This is a genomic window from Alteromonas sp. CI.11.F.A3 (assembly GCF_032925565.1).
GTDB lineage: Bacteria > Pseudomonadota > Gammaproteobacteria > Enterobacterales > Alteromonadaceae > Alteromonas.
Genome location: NZ_CP136708.1, coordinates 1,116,922 through 1,136,009 on the forward strand (window position 1 = coordinate 1,116,922; position 19,088 = coordinate 1,136,009).

Annotated in this window: 19 protein-coding genes; 10 read left to right on the plus strand and 9 right to left on the minus strand. The window is 44.2% G+C overall.

Going from position 1 to position 19,088, the window contains the following annotated elements; all coding sequences use genetic code 11:
- The first annotated feature begins 137 nt into the window (after nucleotides 1–137).
- Entirely contained in the window at nucleotides 138–1,277 is a 1,140-nt protein-coding gene (locus tag R1T43_RS04755) for a MalY/PatB family protein (RefSeq protein ID WP_410549011.1), read from the plus strand.
- Between the two features lie 128 nt (nucleotides 1,278–1,405).
- Here the strand turns inward: R1T43_RS04755 and R1T43_RS04760 are convergent, their stop codons facing one another.
- Nucleotides 1,406–2,617 carry an Nramp family divalent metal transporter gene (locus R1T43_RS04760; RefSeq protein ID WP_317353420.1) on the minus strand — a complete coding sequence of 404 codons (1,212 nt, stop codon included), beginning with the start codon at nucleotides 2,615–2,617 and terminating at the stop codon, nucleotides 1,406–1,408.
- Between the two features lie 218 nt (nucleotides 2,618–2,835).
- On the opposite strand from R1T43_RS04760, the gene R1T43_RS04765 reads away from it, so the two are divergent.
- A complete protein-coding gene (locus R1T43_RS04765) occupies nucleotides 2,836–3,513 on the plus strand; it encodes a UPF0149 family protein (protein ID WP_317353422.1) in 678 nt (225 codons plus the stop codon).
- Here the strand turns inward: R1T43_RS04765 and R1T43_RS04770 are convergent.
- The 3 genes from R1T43_RS04770 to R1T43_RS04780 all read right to left on the minus strand — a co-directional run bounded on the left by R1T43_RS04770 (nucleotide 3,510) and on the right by R1T43_RS04780 (nucleotide 5,883).
- Nucleotides 3,510–3,707 carry a hypothetical protein gene (locus R1T43_RS04770; RefSeq protein WP_211071490.1) on the minus strand — a complete coding sequence of 66 codons (198 nt, stop codon included), beginning with the start codon at nucleotides 3,705–3,707 and terminating at the stop codon, nucleotides 3,510–3,512. The two genes, R1T43_RS04765 and R1T43_RS04770, sit on opposite strands and share 4 nt — an antisense overlap.
- A gap of 68 nt (nucleotides 3,708–3,775) precedes the next feature.
- Nucleotides 3,776–4,204: a protoporphyrinogen oxidase HemJ gene (hemJ, locus tag R1T43_RS04775; protein WP_057789716.1), complete on the minus strand. Its 429-nt coding sequence runs from the start codon at nucleotides 4,202–4,204 to the stop codon at nucleotides 3,776–3,778.
- A 2-nt stretch (nucleotides 4,205–4,206) separates the two neighbouring features.
- Nucleotides 4,207–5,883 (minus strand): chloride channel protein, encoded by a 1,677-nt coding sequence (locus R1T43_RS04780; RefSeq protein ID WP_211071489.1) that lies wholly within the window; start codon nucleotides 5,881–5,883, stop codon nucleotides 4,207–4,209.
- Nucleotides 5,884–5,999: 116 nt separating this feature from the next.
- On the opposite strand from R1T43_RS04780, the gene R1T43_RS04785 reads away from it, so the two are divergent.
- On the plus strand, nucleotides 6,000–6,725 hold the full coding sequence (locus tag R1T43_RS04785) for a DUF6776 family protein (protein ID WP_317353429.1): 726 nt from the start codon (nucleotides 6,000–6,002) through the stop codon (nucleotides 6,723–6,725).
- Between the two features lie 64 nt (nucleotides 6,726–6,789).
- On the opposite strand, the gene R1T43_RS04790 is transcribed toward R1T43_RS04785, so the two are convergent.
- Nucleotides 6,790–8,010, minus strand: a complete 1,221-nt coding sequence (locus R1T43_RS04790) for a putative manganese transporter (RefSeq protein WP_317353432.1) — start codon at nucleotides 8,008–8,010, stop codon at nucleotides 6,790–6,792.
- A gap of 381 nt (nucleotides 8,011–8,391) precedes the next feature.
- Here R1T43_RS04790 and R1T43_RS04795 point away from each other — a divergent pair, with 381 nt between their 5' ends.
- From R1T43_RS04795 to minE, 4 genes are all read left to right on the plus strand, one after another.
- Nucleotides 8,392–9,783, plus strand: coding sequence for a class II fumarate hydratase (locus R1T43_RS04795; RefSeq protein WP_317353434.1), 1,392 nt, complete (start codon nucleotides 8,392–8,394; stop codon nucleotides 9,781–9,783).
- Between the two features lie 298 nt (nucleotides 9,784–10,081).
- A complete protein-coding gene (gene minC, locus R1T43_RS04800) occupies nucleotides 10,082–10,837 on the plus strand; it encodes a septum site-determining protein MinC (protein ID WP_317353436.1) in 756 nt (251 codons plus the stop codon).
- A gap of 29 nt (nucleotides 10,838–10,866) precedes the next feature.
- A complete protein-coding gene (gene minD, locus R1T43_RS04805; protein ID WP_013782808.1) occupies nucleotides 10,867–11,676 on the plus strand; it encodes a septum site-determining protein MinD in 810 nt (269 codons plus the stop codon).
- On the plus strand, nucleotides 11,676–11,933 hold the full coding sequence (gene minE, locus R1T43_RS04810; protein ID WP_211071485.1) for a cell division topological specificity factor MinE: 258 nt from the start codon (nucleotides 11,676–11,678) through the stop codon (nucleotides 11,931–11,933). Before minD ends, minE begins: the two co-directional genes overlap by 1 nt.
- Nucleotides 11,934–12,010: 77 nt before the next feature.
- On the opposite strand, the gene R1T43_RS04815 is transcribed toward minE, so the two are convergent.
- Complete coding sequence (locus R1T43_RS04815) at nucleotides 12,011–12,844, minus strand: polyphosphate kinase 2 family protein (RefSeq protein WP_317353443.1); 834 nt, start codon at nucleotides 12,842–12,844, stop codon at nucleotides 12,011–12,013.
- 211 nt (nucleotides 12,845–13,055) lie between these two features.
- Here R1T43_RS04815 and erpA point away from each other — a divergent pair, with 211 nt between their 5' ends.
- Nucleotides 13,056–13,400: an iron-sulfur cluster insertion protein ErpA gene (gene erpA / locus R1T43_RS04820; RefSeq protein WP_317355669.1), complete on the plus strand. Its 345-nt coding sequence runs from the start codon at nucleotides 13,056–13,058 to the stop codon at nucleotides 13,398–13,400.
- A 124-nt stretch (nucleotides 13,401–13,524) separates the two neighbouring features.
- On the plus strand, nucleotides 13,525–14,097 hold the full coding sequence (locus R1T43_RS04825; RefSeq protein ID WP_057789730.1) for a glutathione S-transferase family protein: 573 nt from the start codon (nucleotides 13,525–13,527) through the stop codon (nucleotides 14,095–14,097).
- Here the strand turns inward: R1T43_RS04825 and R1T43_RS04830 are convergent.
- Entirely contained in the window at nucleotides 14,091–15,053 is a 963-nt protein-coding gene (locus R1T43_RS04830; RefSeq protein ID WP_317353446.1) for a D-2-hydroxyacid dehydrogenase, read from the minus strand. The two genes, R1T43_RS04825 and R1T43_RS04830, sit on opposite strands and share 7 nt — an antisense overlap.
- A 312-nt stretch (nucleotides 15,054–15,365) precedes the next feature.
- Here R1T43_RS04830 and R1T43_RS04835 point away from each other — a divergent pair, with 312 nt between their 5' ends.
- Nucleotides 15,366–15,812, plus strand: coding sequence for an SRPBCC domain-containing protein (locus R1T43_RS04835; protein ID WP_317353447.1), 447 nt, complete (start codon nucleotides 15,366–15,368; stop codon nucleotides 15,810–15,812).
- A 164-nt stretch (nucleotides 15,813–15,976) separates the two neighbouring features.
- On the opposite strand, the gene R1T43_RS04840 is transcribed toward R1T43_RS04835, so the two are convergent.
- Nucleotides 15,977–17,098 carry an alkene reductase gene (locus R1T43_RS04840; RefSeq protein ID WP_317353450.1) on the minus strand — a complete coding sequence of 374 codons (1,122 nt, stop codon included), beginning with the start codon at nucleotides 17,096–17,098 and terminating at the stop codon, nucleotides 15,977–15,979.
- 272 nt (nucleotides 17,099–17,370) lie between these two features.
- Nucleotides 17,371–18,690 (minus strand): carbohydrate porin, encoded by a 1,320-nt coding sequence (locus R1T43_RS04845; protein ID WP_317353452.1) that lies wholly within the window; start codon nucleotides 18,688–18,690, stop codon nucleotides 17,371–17,373.
- Nucleotides 18,691–19,088 lie beyond the last annotated feature (398 nt).

Consider the following 19,088-nt stretch of genomic DNA (forward strand, 5'->3'; position numbering starts at 1 on the left):
CTCGTCAGTAAAAGTATGCAATGGTGCTAGCAAACAAATAAAAAAGTCCTAAATGGTCTAAGCAGCGCTAGTTTATATGCTTACGAATTATTACACTGGTGCCCATAATGTAATGGCAACAGGATGTATGTGTGACGATTAATTTTGACCAAACTCCACCTCGTAAAGATACCTATTCGTTTAAGTGGCAAAAATATAAAGGTAAGGACATTATTCCTGCTTGGGTTGCCGATACTGAATTTCGTTGCGCACAGCCTATTTTGGATGCAATTTCAGCACAAGTTGAGCACGGCAACTTAGGTTATGTACTACCGGGTCAGCATCAAGGCGCTATAAGCGCAATTCAGCGCTGGTTGAAACTCAAACATGACTGGGATGTGAAATCAGAATGGATTGTGTGGACACCAGGCGTAGTGCCTGCGTTCAACGTAGCCTGTAAAGCGTATTGTGAGCCAGGCGATAAGGTGCTTATTCAAACACCTAACTACCCCCCATTGCTAGCGGCGCCAAAATTAAATGAACTAGAGCGTATCGATATTGGCACTGTGATTGACCCAGAATCACAAGGAAAGCGCTATACGTTGGATTTCGAAGCTCTAGAAGCCCATGCGGCCGACCCCAAATGTAAGCTATTCATTCTTTGTAATCCAATGAACCCAGTTGGCTCGGTATTAACTAAAGCAGAGCTAGATCGGGTTGCTGATATTTGTAACGCCAATGACGTGCGTTTATGTTCAGATGAAATCCACTGTGATTTAATCTTAGAGCCAGGCCTTAAGCATATACCTGCAGGTCGTGAGGCTAACTTAGCCGACAACAGTGTTACCCTAATGGCTGCTAGCAAAACCTTTAACGTTGCGGGCTTAGGCACTTCTTTTGCGATTATTCCAGACTCTAAACTTAGGCAGCAATTTACCAGCGCAGCCGCGGGCATTATGCCTTGGGTTACCGTGCTGGGATTAGCCGCTACCGAAGCCGCATTTACGTTGTGTGATGATTGGCACAGTGCTCAAATTGACTATTTACGTGCGAACCGTGATGCCGTGTTTGAAACCATAAACGGTATCGACGGGTTATCAATGTTGAAACCTGACGCTACCTTTTTAGCCTGGGTTGACGCAAGTGGTTTAGGCGTAGAAAACGTGCAAACATGGGCAGAGGAAAAAGGCGTAGGGCCTTCTCCTGGCGCAGATTTTCATAAAGCGGATCATTTCAGAATTAACTTTGGCTGCAGCCAGTCGATGCTTAATGATGTACTACAACGTTTAGCTAAGTAGTTCACAAGTTAGCGACAAATTACACGCTAGCCACTATTTACGCGCTAATTACTAATTAAACGCTAGCATATAAAAAAAGCCCGTTTGCTTAACGCATAACGGGCTTTTTAGTGGCTAAAATTAGCGGATTAGATGAATAGGCTAGTCAGTTTATAGAGACCTAATCCCACCACAACCGATACCACTAAAACCCCTGCAAGATTGCTCCATAGGGTATTTTTGAAATCACCGAGAGCTTTGCTTTTATTCATCACTACTAACAAAAAAATAGCAATAATAGGCAGCAATAAGCCGTTGGTAGCCTGAGCAAATAAGATAGCTGGCAAGGGTTTAAATCCTAATGCAGCAACGGCAACGCCACACACAATGATTGCTAACCATACTGCGCGAAACCCTTTGCTCTTCATGTTGTCAGATAACCCCAGCGCACCACATACTGCATATGCAGCCGCAAGAGGCGCGGTTATGGCGCTGGTTAGCCCAGCCGCAAATAAGCCTAGTGCAAAGAACCACTGGGCTTTGTCGCCTAACACCGGCTTTAACTGTTCGCCCATGTTACCTGCATCCATGGTGGCGGCTTGATTGAAAAAAGCCATCATGGCCGTGGCCATCACCACAAGGGTAATTAAGCCGCCCATACTAATAGCCGTTGCCGATTGTTTTCTGCACGCTTTAATCGCATCGCTTTTATCAGAATTCGTTTTATCCGAGTTTTGGGATGACTTCGCCACAAGACTCGCATGAAGGAATAAGTTGTAAGGCACAATGGTGGTGCCTATTAACGCAAGTATGGTAGTAATGGAATCGGCGGCTAAACGGGGCTGCAGTAACTGGCTAAACATTAATGATATATCAGGCTTAGCTACAACAAGGGTAACGAAAAACACCCCAGCCATAATAAACACGAGGTACACCAGTACGCTTTCTATCCATGAATAGCTACCCGTCCAAAGCAGTGCGATAGCTAGCGCACCAAGAATAAGTGCCCAAGTGCCTGTGCCAATTTCCCAAAACGCATCCAGACCAATGGCGGCGCCGGTTAGGTTGCCTGATTCATAGGCGGCGTTCCCAATACCAATTGCGCTAACAATTAACGCAATAAAAAGCATTTTCAGCCATGGCGTAGACACCATATCTTTCATCGCTGATGCCAAGCCTTTGCCCGTTGCCACCCCTAGGCGAGCAGCCATATCTTGTAATACGATGGTGGCAAAAATTGAAAACAATAATGCCCACACCAAATGAAAACCGAAGTTAGCGCCTGCTAGACTTGCCGTTGTTACTGTACCTGGGCCAATGAAGGCGGCCGCGATAATATATCCTGATTTATCTTTTGCCATTGCAGTCACTCTTAGTTTAGTTTTGCTATCATGACAATAGGTTAGCTATTGCGCAACTACGCAAACAAACGCTATTGCTATTCGCTCACTATGTTCTCGTGCTTTGGATACAATTGAAAAAATACGTTTTTAGCCAACGTTTTTAATCCAACATGGTAAACGGGCGCGAAGGGTACAGGTTATAAATAGGTCATTTCAACCGCTAGTAGGAAATTTTAATGTCAGAAACGGCGCGTCCCATCGATATTCTTTTGCCTGTGTTTGAAAAGGGCAAATTAACGCACGTACTACCTAGCGCTTACAAAGCCGACGGTATGATATTCGCCGTTGCGGCATCACCAGAAATCCCTATGCCAGAGCAGTGGATGCCATGGTTGATTCAAAGCTCTTCAAGTGCACTAGTAGACAAAGATGTAGATGCTTTAGCGGATGTACTGATGAATAACTTAAGGGCTCACCTGCAGTGTATGACAGACGAAAAAACCTTAATGCCCACGCGCTGTGAGTATTCAGATGGTGAACTTGATACTGCGCCTGAAATCGCCCCTGAACTAGCCCAATGGCTTGAAGGTTTACTTTATGTGCACCAGCAACTTGAAGAAGTCTGGCAACAGGCGTGGGAAAAGCTAAGTGCAAAAGAGGCCCTGCCTGAAGATATCAATGCCTCAGATACCCCAGAGAAAAGGCTGTCTCGTTGCTTGAAGTTATTTACTACCCTAGCGAATGTTGAACTGGCGTTGCAGTATCGTAACCCCGGCCAAGCTCAACAGCTAAAAGAAAACTTACCCTTATTGTGGAAGCAGCTTCCTGCGATGATCCAAGATTATATTGCTCTGGCTGGAGAGCTGAGCGCAGCATTACCTAACCAGTTTGAAACCTTTACGAAAACCTCTTAACGGGCTTTCTGGCGTTGTAGGTGTTTGCGCTGAGAAAGCGTATTTCGCAACGACTTCATATAGGCGTCTAACTCAGCCTTAGCGCTGTCGTAAGCGTTACTCAACTCGCTAGAGCTAGGTTGGCGCATCAGCGCTTTAAACGCTAAATCAGTTTGCGACAACAAGTCTTTTAAATGCTGGTTACTATCATCCATGTAGTTTCCTTTAGGTTATTTAACGGTTATTCCATAACATCAGTCCGTGGTAATACGGCCTGTATAATTTATAGCGGTTTTACTACTGCTAAACAAACAATAGCCAATATTAGCAGTACCGGAGCTTCATTAATAATGCGGTAAAATTTGGCACTGTGACGGTTTTCATCACGGGAGAATTGTTTTACTAGCTTAAACAAATAGAAGTGATAGCTGTAAAGTGCAAGCAAAAGCATGAATTTAATGTGCAGCCAACCTGACATTTTAAACCACGTACTGCCGTAGCTTACGATAAGTGCGACGCCAAACGCTAAGGTTAAAAAAGCGAAAGGGGTGACAAAAAACCACAGCCTTCTCTCCATCACTTTAAACTGATCTTTCACGTCTTGCGATGTGGCTTCTGCGTGGTAAACAAAAAGCCGAGGAAGATAAAAAATTCCTGCCATCCACGCAAGCATGAAGAAAATGTGAAGTGCTTTAAACCATAAAATGTACATTGTTAATACTGTGCCTTTTGTAAAAAGCTTTGCAAAATATTCCAGGTAATAACGCCAATGATGTCGTTGTGTTCCTGATCGTAAATATAGACCGCGCCAGAGCGCGTATTTTTAAGATGTTCATACACTTCATGTAGAGTGCTTTGGGCATTCAAGCCTTCCATCTCGTGATAACTGAGAGCATTAGCATCGTGTTCTAAGCTCACATTATATTGGACCAGACGATACTGCACATCTATTTCAAATTTTGACTGCTGAATGACGATTTTTGTCGGGTTTTTCGACAAATAGTCTTCTAGCGCTTTATCTGGGGCATCATGAAAAAGCTTATAGTCTTTACTTAATGCCGCCAGTACACCGGTTTTTTCAAGGGCTTCGCGAATGGAAGAGATAGCATAGGGTAAGTTCTGATAGTCTAATTGGCGAATAAAAATAGACCGATTGCCGAAAAACTGTGTTGATGTCACATACGCAGGCACGATGACCAGCATAGCGGGCAAGATAATTTCAGGGCTGTAAGATAGCTCCATTACCGCAGATAAGGCCGCTAACGGCGCATGAAGTACGGCGGTAAGCATGCCAGCAATGCCTAATAAGGCAAAGCTGTTAGTAAATTCAGGCACATCGATAAAATATGACAAGGGCACCAATAGTACAGCGCCAGCAAGCATGCCGATAACCATGACAGGCCCAATAATGCCGCCGGGAATACCCAGCCCAATAGCAAATACAGCCAGTACAACCTTGCTCACTAAAATAGCACACAGCAAAAGGGTTTCTGGGTTACTGGCAAACAGCGTTTCAACATCAATAAAGTTCGCCCCTAATGCCTCGGGCAACAGCATACCCACGGTACCCGTTATTAGCGCCGCCAGCATGAGTCGCCACACCATAGGGACAGGTCTAAACCAGGTCATTACCCGCATAAGTTGGTTATTAAATAATGTAGCGAGCATACCGAGTAATACGCCTAGTAAAACGAGGTAAAGGTACATCCATTGACTAAATGCGGTAAAAGACAAAAATGACAGTTCGTTTACCTGCCCAAATACGATACGGGTTAGTACCGATCCGCAGGCGGCGGCAAGCATTACAGGCACAAATATATGTATTTTATATTCCCGCAGCACCACTTCCATAACGAAGATAACTGCCGCAAACGGGGTATTAAATGAGGCGGATATACCCGCAGCAATACCACATCCCGCTAAAATACGAATGCTGTTGTAGGGAAGCCGTAGCCATTGACCTAAGAAACTGCTGGCCGATGCACCTAAATGAACACAGGGGCCTTCTCGGCCTACCACGAAGCCGCCGGCTAAGGCCAACATACCGCCGAAAAATTGATTAATAGTGGTGCGAAAGGGAATATGGCCGTAGTAATATTTTACTCGGTGGATAACGAAGGGAATACCCATTCGATAGTGCTTAAAACCGGTGATATAGGCAATAAGCAAAATACACAGCACGCTAAGTAAGGGCATGAGAAACCAAACCGGCCATTCATCATTGAACCACTCCCGCAGTGCGCCGAAACCTGAAGCTTGGAGCCATTCCACGCAAAGACGAAACATGATGATCAGCGATGCAGCACTTACGCCGCCCACTATACCCAAGAGGCAAAGTTGTATAGACGTCCTCGGGTGAGCCACTTCTTGTCGTAAAGCCTGCAAACGCATGTTGTGATACAGTAGAGAAATCGTAGATATAAGCAGCTTACCACAAACACTTGAAATTCATAATGTTAAGAATTTTAATGTCTCTGGCTCAAGCAAATTAAGAACCAAAACTATTCATGACAACCGATAAATTGAAACAACTCCTAGGCGATTATAAGTGGTCATTGCTTGTCGCTGCTTTGTTACTGGTAATGATAGCGTTTGGCTACAAGTTAGCGCGAATAGTGGATGAGGGTGATAGCCTGAAGGTAGCCGCTCAAGATAAAACCATTGCGATATTAGTCAGTGAAAATAATCAATATGTGACTCAGGTTAATCAACTGGAAGTCGCGTTACAGTTAACAGAACTGGAAAATAAATCGATAGCTGAGCAGCTCAACAACGTTCAAATCGAGCAGGCTCAGCTACAACAGCAATTGGCTTTTTACCAGCGAATTATGGCACCTGAAACCACCCAAGATGGTTTTGTCATTGAAGGGGTAGAGGTTGTCTCACTGCCAGAGCCTAATCAATTTCAAATGCGTTTTGTAGTGCTTCAGCAGCGACAAAACAAAGCGTTAGTTAAGGGCAAACTTGCTGTCACCTTAGTAGGTGAGCGGGAAGGGAAGGAGTACACGGTTGCTATTGGTGAACCAGAGTTTATTCAGCAAGAAATTGAGTATAGGTTTAAATATTTTCAAGCCATTAATACAAGCTTTACGCTACCTGATGGATTTCAACCGACATCAATTACCCTTGAAACTACCGTGTACCAATATAATACTAAGCGCGGAGACTTAGCTAAAACGGTCAAATGGGAAGACGCATTAAACCGTGACAGTTTGTCGGAAGATACTCAGTAGCGCCTCGTCGATACATTAAATGCAAACCGACAGTATCTTGCAACGGTTAGCCTTACTGACATCGCTATCTCTCAAATAGAAAATAATACCCGTAACCTACTGCTATGGCAGGAACCGCGGAATAAACAGTGGCTAGAATGGCCGCTTTTGGCGATAGGGCGATGGCGGGAAACAATGCATCACCGTCGTTACTAATAGCATTACCAAGCTGAGCTGAAAATGGCACTGCACCATTCAAATACAGGCTGGTCACTAAAATTTGTGGACCACATCCAGGTAAAAAGCCAACTAAAATTGCTAGGCCTACAACGCTTGCGCCCATTGATGTTAGCGTGGCACCTATATCTAGTCCAAACCACAGTATCGATAATTCAAACAATAAAAAAGCGACGACAACCCAAGCTAATACAAATTGGGTGTCTAACGCGGCTTTACTCTGCCAGCGTGGTGGAGGCGTAATAGCATCTTCTTTGGTAAGCGAGGCGTAACCTGCACTGCCACCATTTAATGACCACAGTGTAATTGCCGATAGGCACAACACAGCACCAATAAGTTGCAACGTTGGTTCCGTAATACCTAGATATTCATGAACTGGAGATTGAAACGACAAGCCCAGTGCGATGGCAAGTGACGGTAACGCTACAATCAGCCAGAAGTAGGTAGAAAGTTTATCAATAGAAGAGGGAGCCGTGCTTGGTGCTTGCTCACTATCGTCACTATTGCTACCTACATGGCCATCGGTACTATTTAGTGCTCTAGTTGAGGACGGTGGTTGGTAATTGTGGAAACGGTTCACAATAACGCCGGTTAGGGTACCTACCACCATTCCAACACCCATGACCGTTAAACCGTCAAACGGCGCTTGTGCCAATAATAAGAACGCGGCGTCACCCATGGTACTTGTAAGTACAGCAACTACCGCACCAAAGCTTGTGACACCTCGGGTGTATTGAGTGACCACTATGATCGCGCCCCCGCAGCCGGGAAGTGCACCGAGGAAAGAGGCTAAGCCTACTTCATAAAATGGATGCTTGCGCATAAAGTCGCCGATGGCTTCAGCGGAGACTTTTAACGTGGCAATGTAGTAAATAGAAAGTGATGCGTAAACAAATGCCGCTACTTGAAAATAGGCATCAGACAAAACCGCAATGGTCGCTTCCTGAGTGAATGAGTAAACAAGGAGCATAACGACAAACGCCGGTAAGAAGAGGCGCTTGTTTAACATTAGTGTTTTTTGCCTAATGCTGAATTTACTGACTTTTTCAGTTGAGGTTAGGGAAGACACTCTCGATTCCAAATGATAGCAATATGTGGTTAACCCACGCGATATGGTAAAAAATAAAAGTTTTACCGAAGACTCTTACAACGTTTTTCGTTAGCGAACTGTATTAATTCCTACGAATACTTGCGTGTTCAGATCATGCTGTAAATGCCGCTAATGATAATAGTAATTATTATCATTCAATAGTGATCTGTCAATCTTCATCTTCAACGCTTATAAAACACATGTATCGGGCAGTGCTTCTATCAGTGCTTTTGATGTGGGCTTTGATGAATGTATTGACAGATGCACTGTTGTTGAAAGGTAAATAAGGATCCAAACCGTGCAGGGCGAAGTAGCCAAGAGTAGCAGTAAGATTTATTTCTTCAGATTAAGGGGATCGTTATGACAAATACCCGAACAGAAAGTGACAGTATGGGGGAGCTAGAAGTCCCTAGCGATGCGTTATATGGCGCCCAAACACAACGCGCAATTAATAACTTTCCAGTAAGTGGTGAGCGAATGCCGCTTACTTTCATTCGCACTCTAGTGACAATTAAAAAAGCCGCTGCACTTGCGAATAAAAAACTCGATACACTTGATGCCGACATTGCCGACGCTATCGAACAAGCCTGTGACACATTACTGAGTGAACCTGAGTTACAGCAGCACTTCCCTGTAGATATATTCCAAACAGGCTCAGGGACTAGCACAAATATGAATGCCAACGAGGTTATCGCAAACTTGGCGAATCAACAACAGGGGAAACGTGAAGGGGGAGTGGTTCACCCTAACGATCATGTGAACAACGGGCAAAGCTCAAACGATGTTATTCCCACTACTATTCACGCAAGTGCCGCCATTGAACTGAAAGAGTCGCTTATCCCTGCCATTACTAAGCTAATTAGTATCATTGATACCAAAGCGAATTCAGTGTCTGATTATTGCAAAACGGGCCGTACTCATTTAATGGATGCTATGCCGGTTAGGATGGATCAAAGTTTACGTGCTTGGTCTGCGCAGCTTGGCCAGCAGTTAGAAACAGTAAAAATGCTTCAACCTGCCATTCAAACGTTAGCGCAAGGTGGAACAGCAGTGGGCACAGGTGTAAATGCACATCCTGACTTTGCTGAAACCTTTGCTAATAAGCTATCTGAGCTTACTGGCATCGCATTTAGCCCTGCTGACAATTGCTTCGCATTAATTAGTTCGCAAGACACTGCGGTAACCTTATCTGGCGCGATAAAATCCCTCGCGGTCACCTTAATGAAAATTTCAAATGACTTACGCTGGATGAATTCAGGGCCACTTGCTGGATTAGGTGAAGTATCGCTACCCGCATTGCAACCAGGGTCATCTATTATGCCGGGCAAAGTGAACCCAGTAATACCCGAAGCGGTGGCAATGGCTTCGGCGCAGGTGATAGGGAACGATGCAGCCATAACAGTAGGCGGGCAGTCGGGTAATTTCGAGCTTAACGTTATGCTGCCCATGATTGCCGATAATTTGCTTTCGAGTATTAAGCTAATGTCTAATAGCTGTGTGCTGTTGGGCGAACAGGCCATTGAAGGATTTACGGTTAACCAAGAAAACCTTGAGAAAGCATTGGCAAAAAATCCTATTTTGGTGACGGCGCTTAACCCTATCATTGGTTATGCGAAAGCCGCAGAAATAGCGAAAAAAGCTTACAAAGATAAGATGCCTGTTATCGATGTTGCAGAAGCGATGACCGACTTGCCAAGGTCGGAATTGGAATCGTTATTAGATCCTAAAAAACTGACTGAAACTCAGCGTTAAGGTTGTTAATAGAGCGTTTAACTTGGGCTTTAATGCGCTGGTTGAAACGCTCTATGGACAAAATGTAGATATACAAAGCGTGGAGCCCCACGCTTTTTTTATGGGTTTCGAATGTTATTTTTGGTCGATACTAGATGCCCAGTGCAAAGGAATGTTAGATTGTGATTATTTTGTGAGCAGTTGTGCGCTTGTTAAGCGCTTGCCTATTGCCGATGAAGCGGAATTTGATAGAGTGCATACTCGCTTTAAGCCCTCATGGTTGGGCAGTTGAGCAATAAAAATTACTCAGGAATAATTAATGACAGATACATGCTTTCGCATGAAGGGCACTACACTAACCAGTATCGTGTTAGAAGTGATCGATTTTGATCCAGATACCTTTGAATCTCAGCTTGCTGAAAAGGTAAATAGTGCACCCCAGTTTTTCACTCGTTCATCGCTAATTTTGCATTTAGTCAAATTACTGAATGCCACCGAGTTCGAGTTGCTCGTTGCATTGTGTCGACGCTTTAAGCTTCAACCTATGGCTGTACGCGGTGAAGTAGGGCCACTGAGAAGTATCATCAACGACTTGGGCTTAGCGGATGTTAGCCAAAGTAAATTCACAGAAAGCTCGTTGAAAACAACAAAACCAGAAAGCACCACGTTAAAAGAGCAGGCCGCGAATGAGCCTGCAGCACCTACTCCAGTTTCTTCACCAGTGCCTACACCAGCACCTGTCACAAAACCAGTAAAAGTTATTAGTCGCCCAGTACGCTCAGGGCAGCAAGTCTATGCTGAAGGTGGTGATTTGGTCATTACCGCGGCAGTAAGTGAAGGGGCGGAAGTACTTGCAGATGGAAATATTCACGTTTACGGCACACTTAGAGGCCGAGCTCTGGCGGGCGTAAAAGGCAACGTGCATGCCCGTGTTTTTTGTCAGTCGTTAGATGCAGAACTTATCTCAATTGCTGGGCAATTCATTATGCATGAAACCGTAAAAGCATCATGCTGGAAACAGCCCGCACAAATCTATTTAGAAGAGGACACGTTACGCATTGAGCCTATCGCCTAAGTGTTAACGTATTCTACAAGGAATTAAAAATGGCAAAGATTATCGTAGTAACATCGGGTAAAGGTGGGGTGGGTAAAACCACCTCAAGTGCGGCTATCAGTACAGGTTTAGCCTTAGCGGGTCATAAAACCGTCGTGATCGATTTTGATGTGGGTTTGCGTAACCTTGATTTGATCATGGGCTGTGAACGCCGAGTGGTTTACGACTTCGTTAACGTAATAAATAAAGAAGCTACGCTGAAACAAGCGCTAATCAAAGATAAGCGTACCGACAACTTATTTATTCTGCCAGCATCGCAAACCCGTGATAAAGACGCGCTTACCATTGATGGTGTTCAAGCCGTACTTAACGAGTTGAAAGAAGACTTCGACTTTATTATTTGTGATTCGCCAGCGGGTATAGAGCAAGGCGCTCAGATGGCATTGTATTTTGCCGATGAAGCTATTGTGGTTACTAACCCAGAAGTATCTTCGGTACGTGATTCAGATCGTATTTTAGGTATTTTGCAAAGTAAGTCTTTGCGTGCTGAACAAGGAAAGCCGGTAAAAGAGCATTTATTGCTTACCCGCTACAACCCTCAGCGAGTAGAAAGTGCAGAAATGCTTAGCGTTGCTGATGTTGAAGAAATTTTAGCCATACCATTGTTGGGTGTTATTCCTGAATCAGAAGCCGTACTTAAGGCCTCTAACCAAGGTCAGCCAGTTATTCTAGATTTAGAAGCTAACGCAGGTCAGGCATATTCAGACGCCGTTCGCCGTTTGTTAGGCGAAACCATTGAACATAGATTTCTAGAAGCAGAGAAGAAAGGGTTCTTTAAACGCCTGCTAGGAGGCAAGTAATGAGTATTTTCGATTACCTACTCAAGAAAAAGGAAAAGCCGAGTACTGCGGCAGTGGCCAAAGAACGGTTACAAATTATTGTTGCGCATGAAAGACGCAAACGTACTGAGCCTGATTATCTGCCGATGATGCAGCAAGAAATCATTCAGGTAATACGCAAGTATGTGAGCATTGCAGATGACCAAGTATCGGTACAGTTGGAGAACAGTGACGATTGTAGCGTGTTAGAGCTAAACGTTACCTTGCCTGAAAGTTAAGACTCACACGGCCACGACTTGCCATAAAATAGTACTACCCATGTCTTAGTAACAAGGCATGGGTAAACTGCTGTCGTTTATTTGCTTTGGTCAAACGTAATACCAAGTTGCTGCTTCGCTAAATGCACCACGGTTGGGTCGATTGGCGGAGGTTCTACTGTCACGCCTTCACTCAGCGCCTCAACAATGGTTTTTAACACGCTAATACGAGCAAACCATTTACGCTCAGCCTGTATCACATGCCATGGCGCCATTTGAGTATCGGTTTTATCAAACATCTCTTCTATGGCAGTAGTGTAGTCATCTCGTCGGCCACGATTTCGTATATCTTCTTCGGTTAGCTTCCAGCGTTTGTAAGGGTTATTTAAGCGTTCTTCAAAGCGCTCTAATTGCTCGGCTGCTGAAATATGCATAAAGAGTTTTATAATTGTCACGCCGTCATCAATTAACAGTCGCTCAAACTCATTAATCTCCTGAAAGGCTCTTTCCCATGCAGGTTGTGGTGTGAAGCCTTCAATGCGCTCGACCATGACACGACCATAGTAAGAGCGATCGAAAATGGCAAGCCTACCCGGTGTAGGGAGTCGTGTTTGAAACCGGTAAAGGTAATGGCGACCTTGCTCTTCTGGGGTAGGTTTGGCAAAGGGGTGGACTCGAAAACCGCGAGGATCGAGCTTTTCGGTTACCCTTCTAATCGCGCCGCCTTTTCCTGAGGCATCCCATCCTTCAAATACAATAATTGCGCGTCGGCCTTGGTGGTAGTAAGCCTGTTGAACATGGAGCAACTTTTTTTGCCAGCTTTTCAATGCTTGTTTGTAATGTTCACGTTCATCGATAGCAGGTGCTTGTGCACCTTCTGGCAGCCTAAGCTTACGATTTTGAAGGGAAATAGAAGATACTGAATGCGTCATGTTAATCCCGCCGGTTTCTTTTTAGAGTATGCCTTAAGGCCAGTAGTGTCCATGTCGCCACGCATTTTCATGCTAAATGAAAGGCCGATAGCTATTGTTTCAGTTAGTTTCACCCCAATAGTTGATAGCATTACTCAAGTATTAGATAATTGGGTTATCAATGCGTGTACGTGAATCCGTGCAGGCGCACATGGTTAATGAAGAGGTGAGTATGTCCGTAGAAATGGCGTTGCCAATTGAGTTCTCTGATGCAGCGGCGACAAAAGTAAAAGCGCTCATCACGGAAGAAGAAAATCCTGCGTTAAAACTGCGGGTTTATGTTACTGGAGGCGGTTGCTCTGGCTTTCAGTATGGTTTCACTTTTGATGAGAAGGTGAACGACGGCGATATGACAATTGATAAAGATGACGTTACCTTGGTGGTAGACCCTATGAGCTTGCAATACTTAGTGGGTGGCGTTGTTGATTATGTAGAAGGTTTAGAAGGGGCACGCTTTTTAGTACAAAACCCAAATGCAACCACTACTTGTGGATGCGGCGCTAGTTTCAGCGTGTAAATGATTATCGGGCGTACACCGCATCTTGGTGTATGCTTGTCTCGCCTTTACGGTATAGTGCTTTTCTCCTCGTTAATTTTATGGCTAAACTAAGTGTGTAAGTAAATTCACTCAGGTTGAAGCTATGAAATTGTATGGTTCGGTAACATCTCCATTTGTACGTCGAATTCGCGTAGTACTTTCCAACACGCCCCATGAATTCCTCGATTTACAAATATTCTCTGGGGAAGACAGAGCGCTACTCGCATCACGAAACCCCACCTTGAAAGTGCCTTGCCTAGAAGACGATGGGCAACTCATTTTTGATTCTAGAGTTATTTATAGCTATTTGGCGAGCAAACTCGACCATGACTCTCTGTCATGGGAGGAAGAAAACCTGCTTACTCTGATAGACGCAGCTAACGATTCATTCGTGCAATTGATGCTACTTAAGCGCTCTGATATCGATATCAATCAAGATAAGCTCATCATTCGTTTGCAAAAAGAACGTATCGAATCGGTTTTTTCATCACTGTCTAAGCAGCTCGAAGCGGGTGGTTTTAGTGGCTGGACGTATCCCGAAATATGTTTGTACTCAATGGTAGATTGGGTGCTATTCAGAGAATTGCACAGTTTTAAAGACTATCCTTTGTTACTGGAATTCCATGAAAAACACCGCGACCGTATAGAGCTAACCGCTACCGATCCCCGTCAGTAGCCTTTGTTAAAATCAAATTGATATAGAAGCGGTTCGTTGGTCATATAACGCGTTGCATTCGTTACAAACACGCCAGCTACATCCTCAGGTGATGATACTGCCGCAGTATGTGCAGTAACCACCACCTTAGGGTGGCGCCAGAACGGGTGCTGCTCTGGCAGGGGCTCTTGGGTGAATACGTCAAGAACGGCGGCTTGCAGTTGCCCGCTGTTCAGTGCGTTTAAAAGCGCATCATCGACCATCGCACTTCCACGCCCTGCGTTGATAAACACACTGTGTGGCTTTAGTGCTTCAAAGAAAGCCTGGTCTAATACCCCTGTAGTCGCGGGGGTATCTGGCATCAGGTTCACTACATGATCGACTTCTTGAGCAAACTTGAGCAGGTCAGTTGCTGCATAGACGTTATCAAATCCCTCTACCGCTTGACCGCTTCTCGATAAGCCTATGACCTTCATTTCAAAGCTTTTAGCCACGGGAATAAGTGCTTGGGCTATTGAACCTGCACCTAAAATGCCAAAGGTTTTACCCGTAAGAGGCGCGCGAGGACTTTCTTTCCAAATTGGAGGCTGATGATTTTGGTTATGCGCGAACGCTGGAATATTGCGTGCGTATTGCAAAAGGTAGGCAAACACATATTCGCGCATTAGTTTTCCAAACACGCCTTTTACGCCAGTGAGTATGTAATCGCTTTTGTCCAAATTAAGCAGCGGTGCATTGCCAGCCCACGTGGATTGGCACCACTTCAAGCCCGTGCATTGGTCGATAACTTTAGCCGCCAAATTAGGGTCGGCAAGTAGTACCTCAACCTCGTCAGGGTTAATTTGTTCAGAAGTAGTAACGGCTTGGCAGATATGCAGCGAAGTAGGTTCGGCCCACGTGTTGGTTATTTCCTTTGCTAATGCGTTAGCATCTTTGCTGAGTATAGAGACGTTAAGTGTAGGCGATTGAATTGACATGGATGAGCCTTAGTAATCTTTAATAGTAGCTTTATGTGTTTCTAAGTACTTTAACTGCTAGGCGTTACCCTACCTGCTTTACCTAATACGACGAAAGGCATGATCATGCAATGTGCTAAACTTGATAGAGCGCGAATAGGTAACGGCGAGTTGCAACTTGCTAATGACGATACCCTAAGGTAATCATTCACATAAGGCAACGCTATTTGCTGAACTAAAGAAAATGTCGAACATAGCCGATAACATCTTAGAATTCTTTTCTTCTAGCGCCTAAACTTTCCAAGGCACTAGGCTTTTTACAGGCGACTTATCATGTTTCAATTCACCTTAAATGTCTCTCTTCATGCGCCCATTTCTTTTCTATTTGCTGCATTCCATGAACCTGAATACTTATCAGAGTGGTTCGCGCCGGGTAATTGTAAGGTATCGCAAATAATGAGTAGTTTTACAGAGGGCGGAAGGTATCGCATAAAAATGCTTGAACCCAGCGGTGTTGAAATGGCACTAACTGGCGAATATGTGACTATTTTAGCTAACGAGAGGCTTGTGTTCTCTTGGGCGTGGGAAGATGGTGTAGAAGAAACCGTTATGAGCTCAGTGGATATTTCATTTGAAGAAACGAGCGAAGGGGAAGTGGCGTTAACATTAATTCATAGTGGTTTCAGTAACCAACAAGAATGCGATCAACATCAATATGCATGGATGTCTTGCCTAGAAAAGCTCGCGGTATTAGCCGATAAACAAGTGGCGTTTAACTAGCGCAGTGTTACTCACGAAATAGTACTAACGCAGTATTACTAAAGATATAAAAAAGCAGTCATCAAATGACTGCTTTTTATCAACTGACTACAAGATATTTGTTCCAGCAATGAGGTTAACCTTGTAAATTAGGCTAACCCTATTATTTAGTTTAACCCTATTATTTAGGTTAAAGACTCCATGGCTGCTTTGCCGCTTTCTTCGCGGTAAGTATTGTAATCGGTGTAACCTTCTTCACCGCCACCGTACCATGTAGATGGGTCATCAAACGCTGCTAGCGGGTAGTTGTTTTTAAACCGTGTCGGTAAATCTGGGTTGGTGATCCAAGGTCGCCCGAAAGCAATCATATCGGCATCACCGTCGCTAATACGTTTCTCTGCCTCTTCTTGGGTATAACCACAGTTACCCATTAACATGCCGTCGAACAATGCACGAAACTCAGCAAGTGTCATCGGCTCACCGCGTTCATGGAAACCAAACGCTAGACCATCCATCACATGTAAATAGCCAAGGTTAAGTTTATTAAGTGCTTGGGCGACATAAGTGAACGTATCTCGGAAATCATCAGCACCCATATCATTAAATACGCCGTTAGGCGATAAACGCACACCGACTTGCTCTGCAGGCCAAATCTCTAATACCGCGTCCATCACTTCACTAAGGAAGCGATATCGATTATCTACACTGCCGCCGTATTCATCACTACGTTGATTGCTGCGACTGTCTAAAAACTGATTTAGCAGGTAACCATTAGCTGCATGCACTTCTATACCATCAAAGCCTGCAGCTTTAGCATTTACCGCCGCATGTTTGAAATCAGCAACCGTCCTACGAATGTCATCTTGTGTCATTGCTCGTGGCACTTCGTAAGGTTTTTTACCTTTGGGCGTGTGAATTTCATCGCCTTCAATGGCAATAGCAGAAGCAGAAAATGGCAAGTCGCCGTTATGAAAGTCACTGTGTGACGCACGGCCTGTATGCCATAACTGAAGGATAATTTTACCGCCAGCTTCATGCACTCTTTCGTTAATAGAGCGCCACCCTTCTACCATTTCATCGGTATAGATTCCGGGGGTGTCTACCCAGCCAATACCTTCTTCTGAGATAGCTGTCGCTTCGGTAATAATAAGACCAGCATCGGCGCGCTGTACGTATTGATCGCCCATGATTTTGTTAGGTATGCGGTCACTACCTGCACGGCCACGTGTCATTGGTGCTAATACCATGCGGTTTTGAAGCGTATTGTCTGCCCATTCTAAAGGCTTAAACAGAGATAACTCTGACATTTGTCCATCCTTTTAATACTGTGTGATAGTGATTACAGAAATGGACGCGACTTGGATTGATTCAAGATGAAAGGATATGCCGATTGGAACTAATAAATAGCAAAATGAGAGCAAGAGAGGCTAGGGGGAACCCTGCGTAGTTGGTAATGCAGGTGTTAATAGCGTAATACGAAAAGAAGCGTTAACTAATGAAAATGTGCATAAGCTAAAAAGAAAAAAGGTCATCAAAATGACGACCCGTCCGGTGGAAATGAGAGGGAAGTTTGCTGTAATTAGTGCAGTAGTAATCCAGCTAGGTTAACGTCAAACCGAACCCCGACAACCCATACATCATCTAACGATTGAAGGCGATCACGCTCGCTAAACTGGTCTGGATTGATAATATAATGCACGTTAGGTTGAACCCGTATGTTGTCATTAATATGGATGCCATAACTTAACTCCATCATGGTTTGGCTGCTTGCAGGGCGACCTAAGCCGCCATTTGCTTCGCGCAATATACGTTGGTCTTCAATGGCATCTTCATTGTAAAACTGTTGAGTGACAACAAAGCCTATCGTGTCCTTATCTCGTCCTTCGAAGGTACCGCGTTTAACAAAGCCAGCTTTAATATATTCATCTTCTATAAGCTCACCCGATGTGCCCGTTAACACGGCACCAAAAATCGTAACGCTGCGTTTAGAATTTAAATCTGGACGTAAAATGGTTTGCTCGAATCTGGCAAAAATACCAGAGCGCCCATTTAGCGTTGCATAGTCGTTGCCCGTGGCAGCCGCAAAATCACCATTCTCATCTTTAGCTGGATCGGTATAGTCAGCGCCATCGTACCAACCGCCAATTTCGTAACGTCTCGGGTAGTCGTCATTTTCCCATGTAGTCTGATAGCCCAATGTCACAGGTACGACTACGCCAGTAGATTCATCCGTTGACCAATCAAAACCATGATCACTCAAATCTTGGTGAGGAGTGTTCTCTTCATACACACCAGTATGAAAATAGATTTCAGGTGATAGCCAGTACTTTGCGTGGCCTCCCCAACTTGAAACAGGCCACCATGTAAAGTTACTGGTTTTAAATACAAAGGTGGGGTTACCGCAGGCAGAATTCGTTTGAAAGTACTGGCATAGCTCTGAACCAAGAAAGCTGATGTTAGCCACAGTTCTGCCAACTTCTACTTGTAGCTGGTCGTCAAAAAAGCTTTTTTCTACGGTAAGCCTGGCCAAACGGGAGTTTTGGCCACCATAGATTTCTTGAACAGACGTACTGCTTCCAATATGCGTAGCCGCTAGGTTTTGTCCGTGACGATTAGTAAATGCCACATGGACTTTAGTATTGTCCCAACCTGCAAATTTTTCTAAGTCTATTTCTGCGCCCAAAAATAATTGACCAGCATAAGCACTCCCTTCACGCTTACCCCCATCAACATTAGCAGCGGCTTCTCCCGTGTAGCTAGCCTGCCATTCTATGTATTCCGATGTATCTTGAGCAGACAATGTAGGAAAAGAAAAACTGACTAATAGATAGCAGGAAGTAAGTGTAAGTGGCTTTAAATCGAGCGTTTTTTGCTTTAACCAATGAAAATTATGCTTCATATCTTACCCTTAGAGTTGATTGAACGTGCTTATAACTTGCACTTATCTTTGTGCTCATCACGATGTTTACATTTGATTTCAATGCCTAGAACAGAGTGATCTTGAGTTACATTGTGTTAACAGTTTTCGTATAGGAAACGCAATTTAATGCAGATAAAGCAATAAATCAATCATGTTTATTTATTTTTATTTTACATGGGTGTTAATGGTTAAGGTGAGGCGGTATGACATTTTTTGAGTTCGGAAATGCAATTTTTATAGACTTTTGTAGTATCTTTTTCAGCTGGGAATACCTTTTAAGCCTTGTTTAATATAACGAATTTATAAAAATTGGAATAGTGTGGATAGTTGAAGTAATCGCATGAATGTGAATTTGATGAGAGTTTTACAGTTTGGTT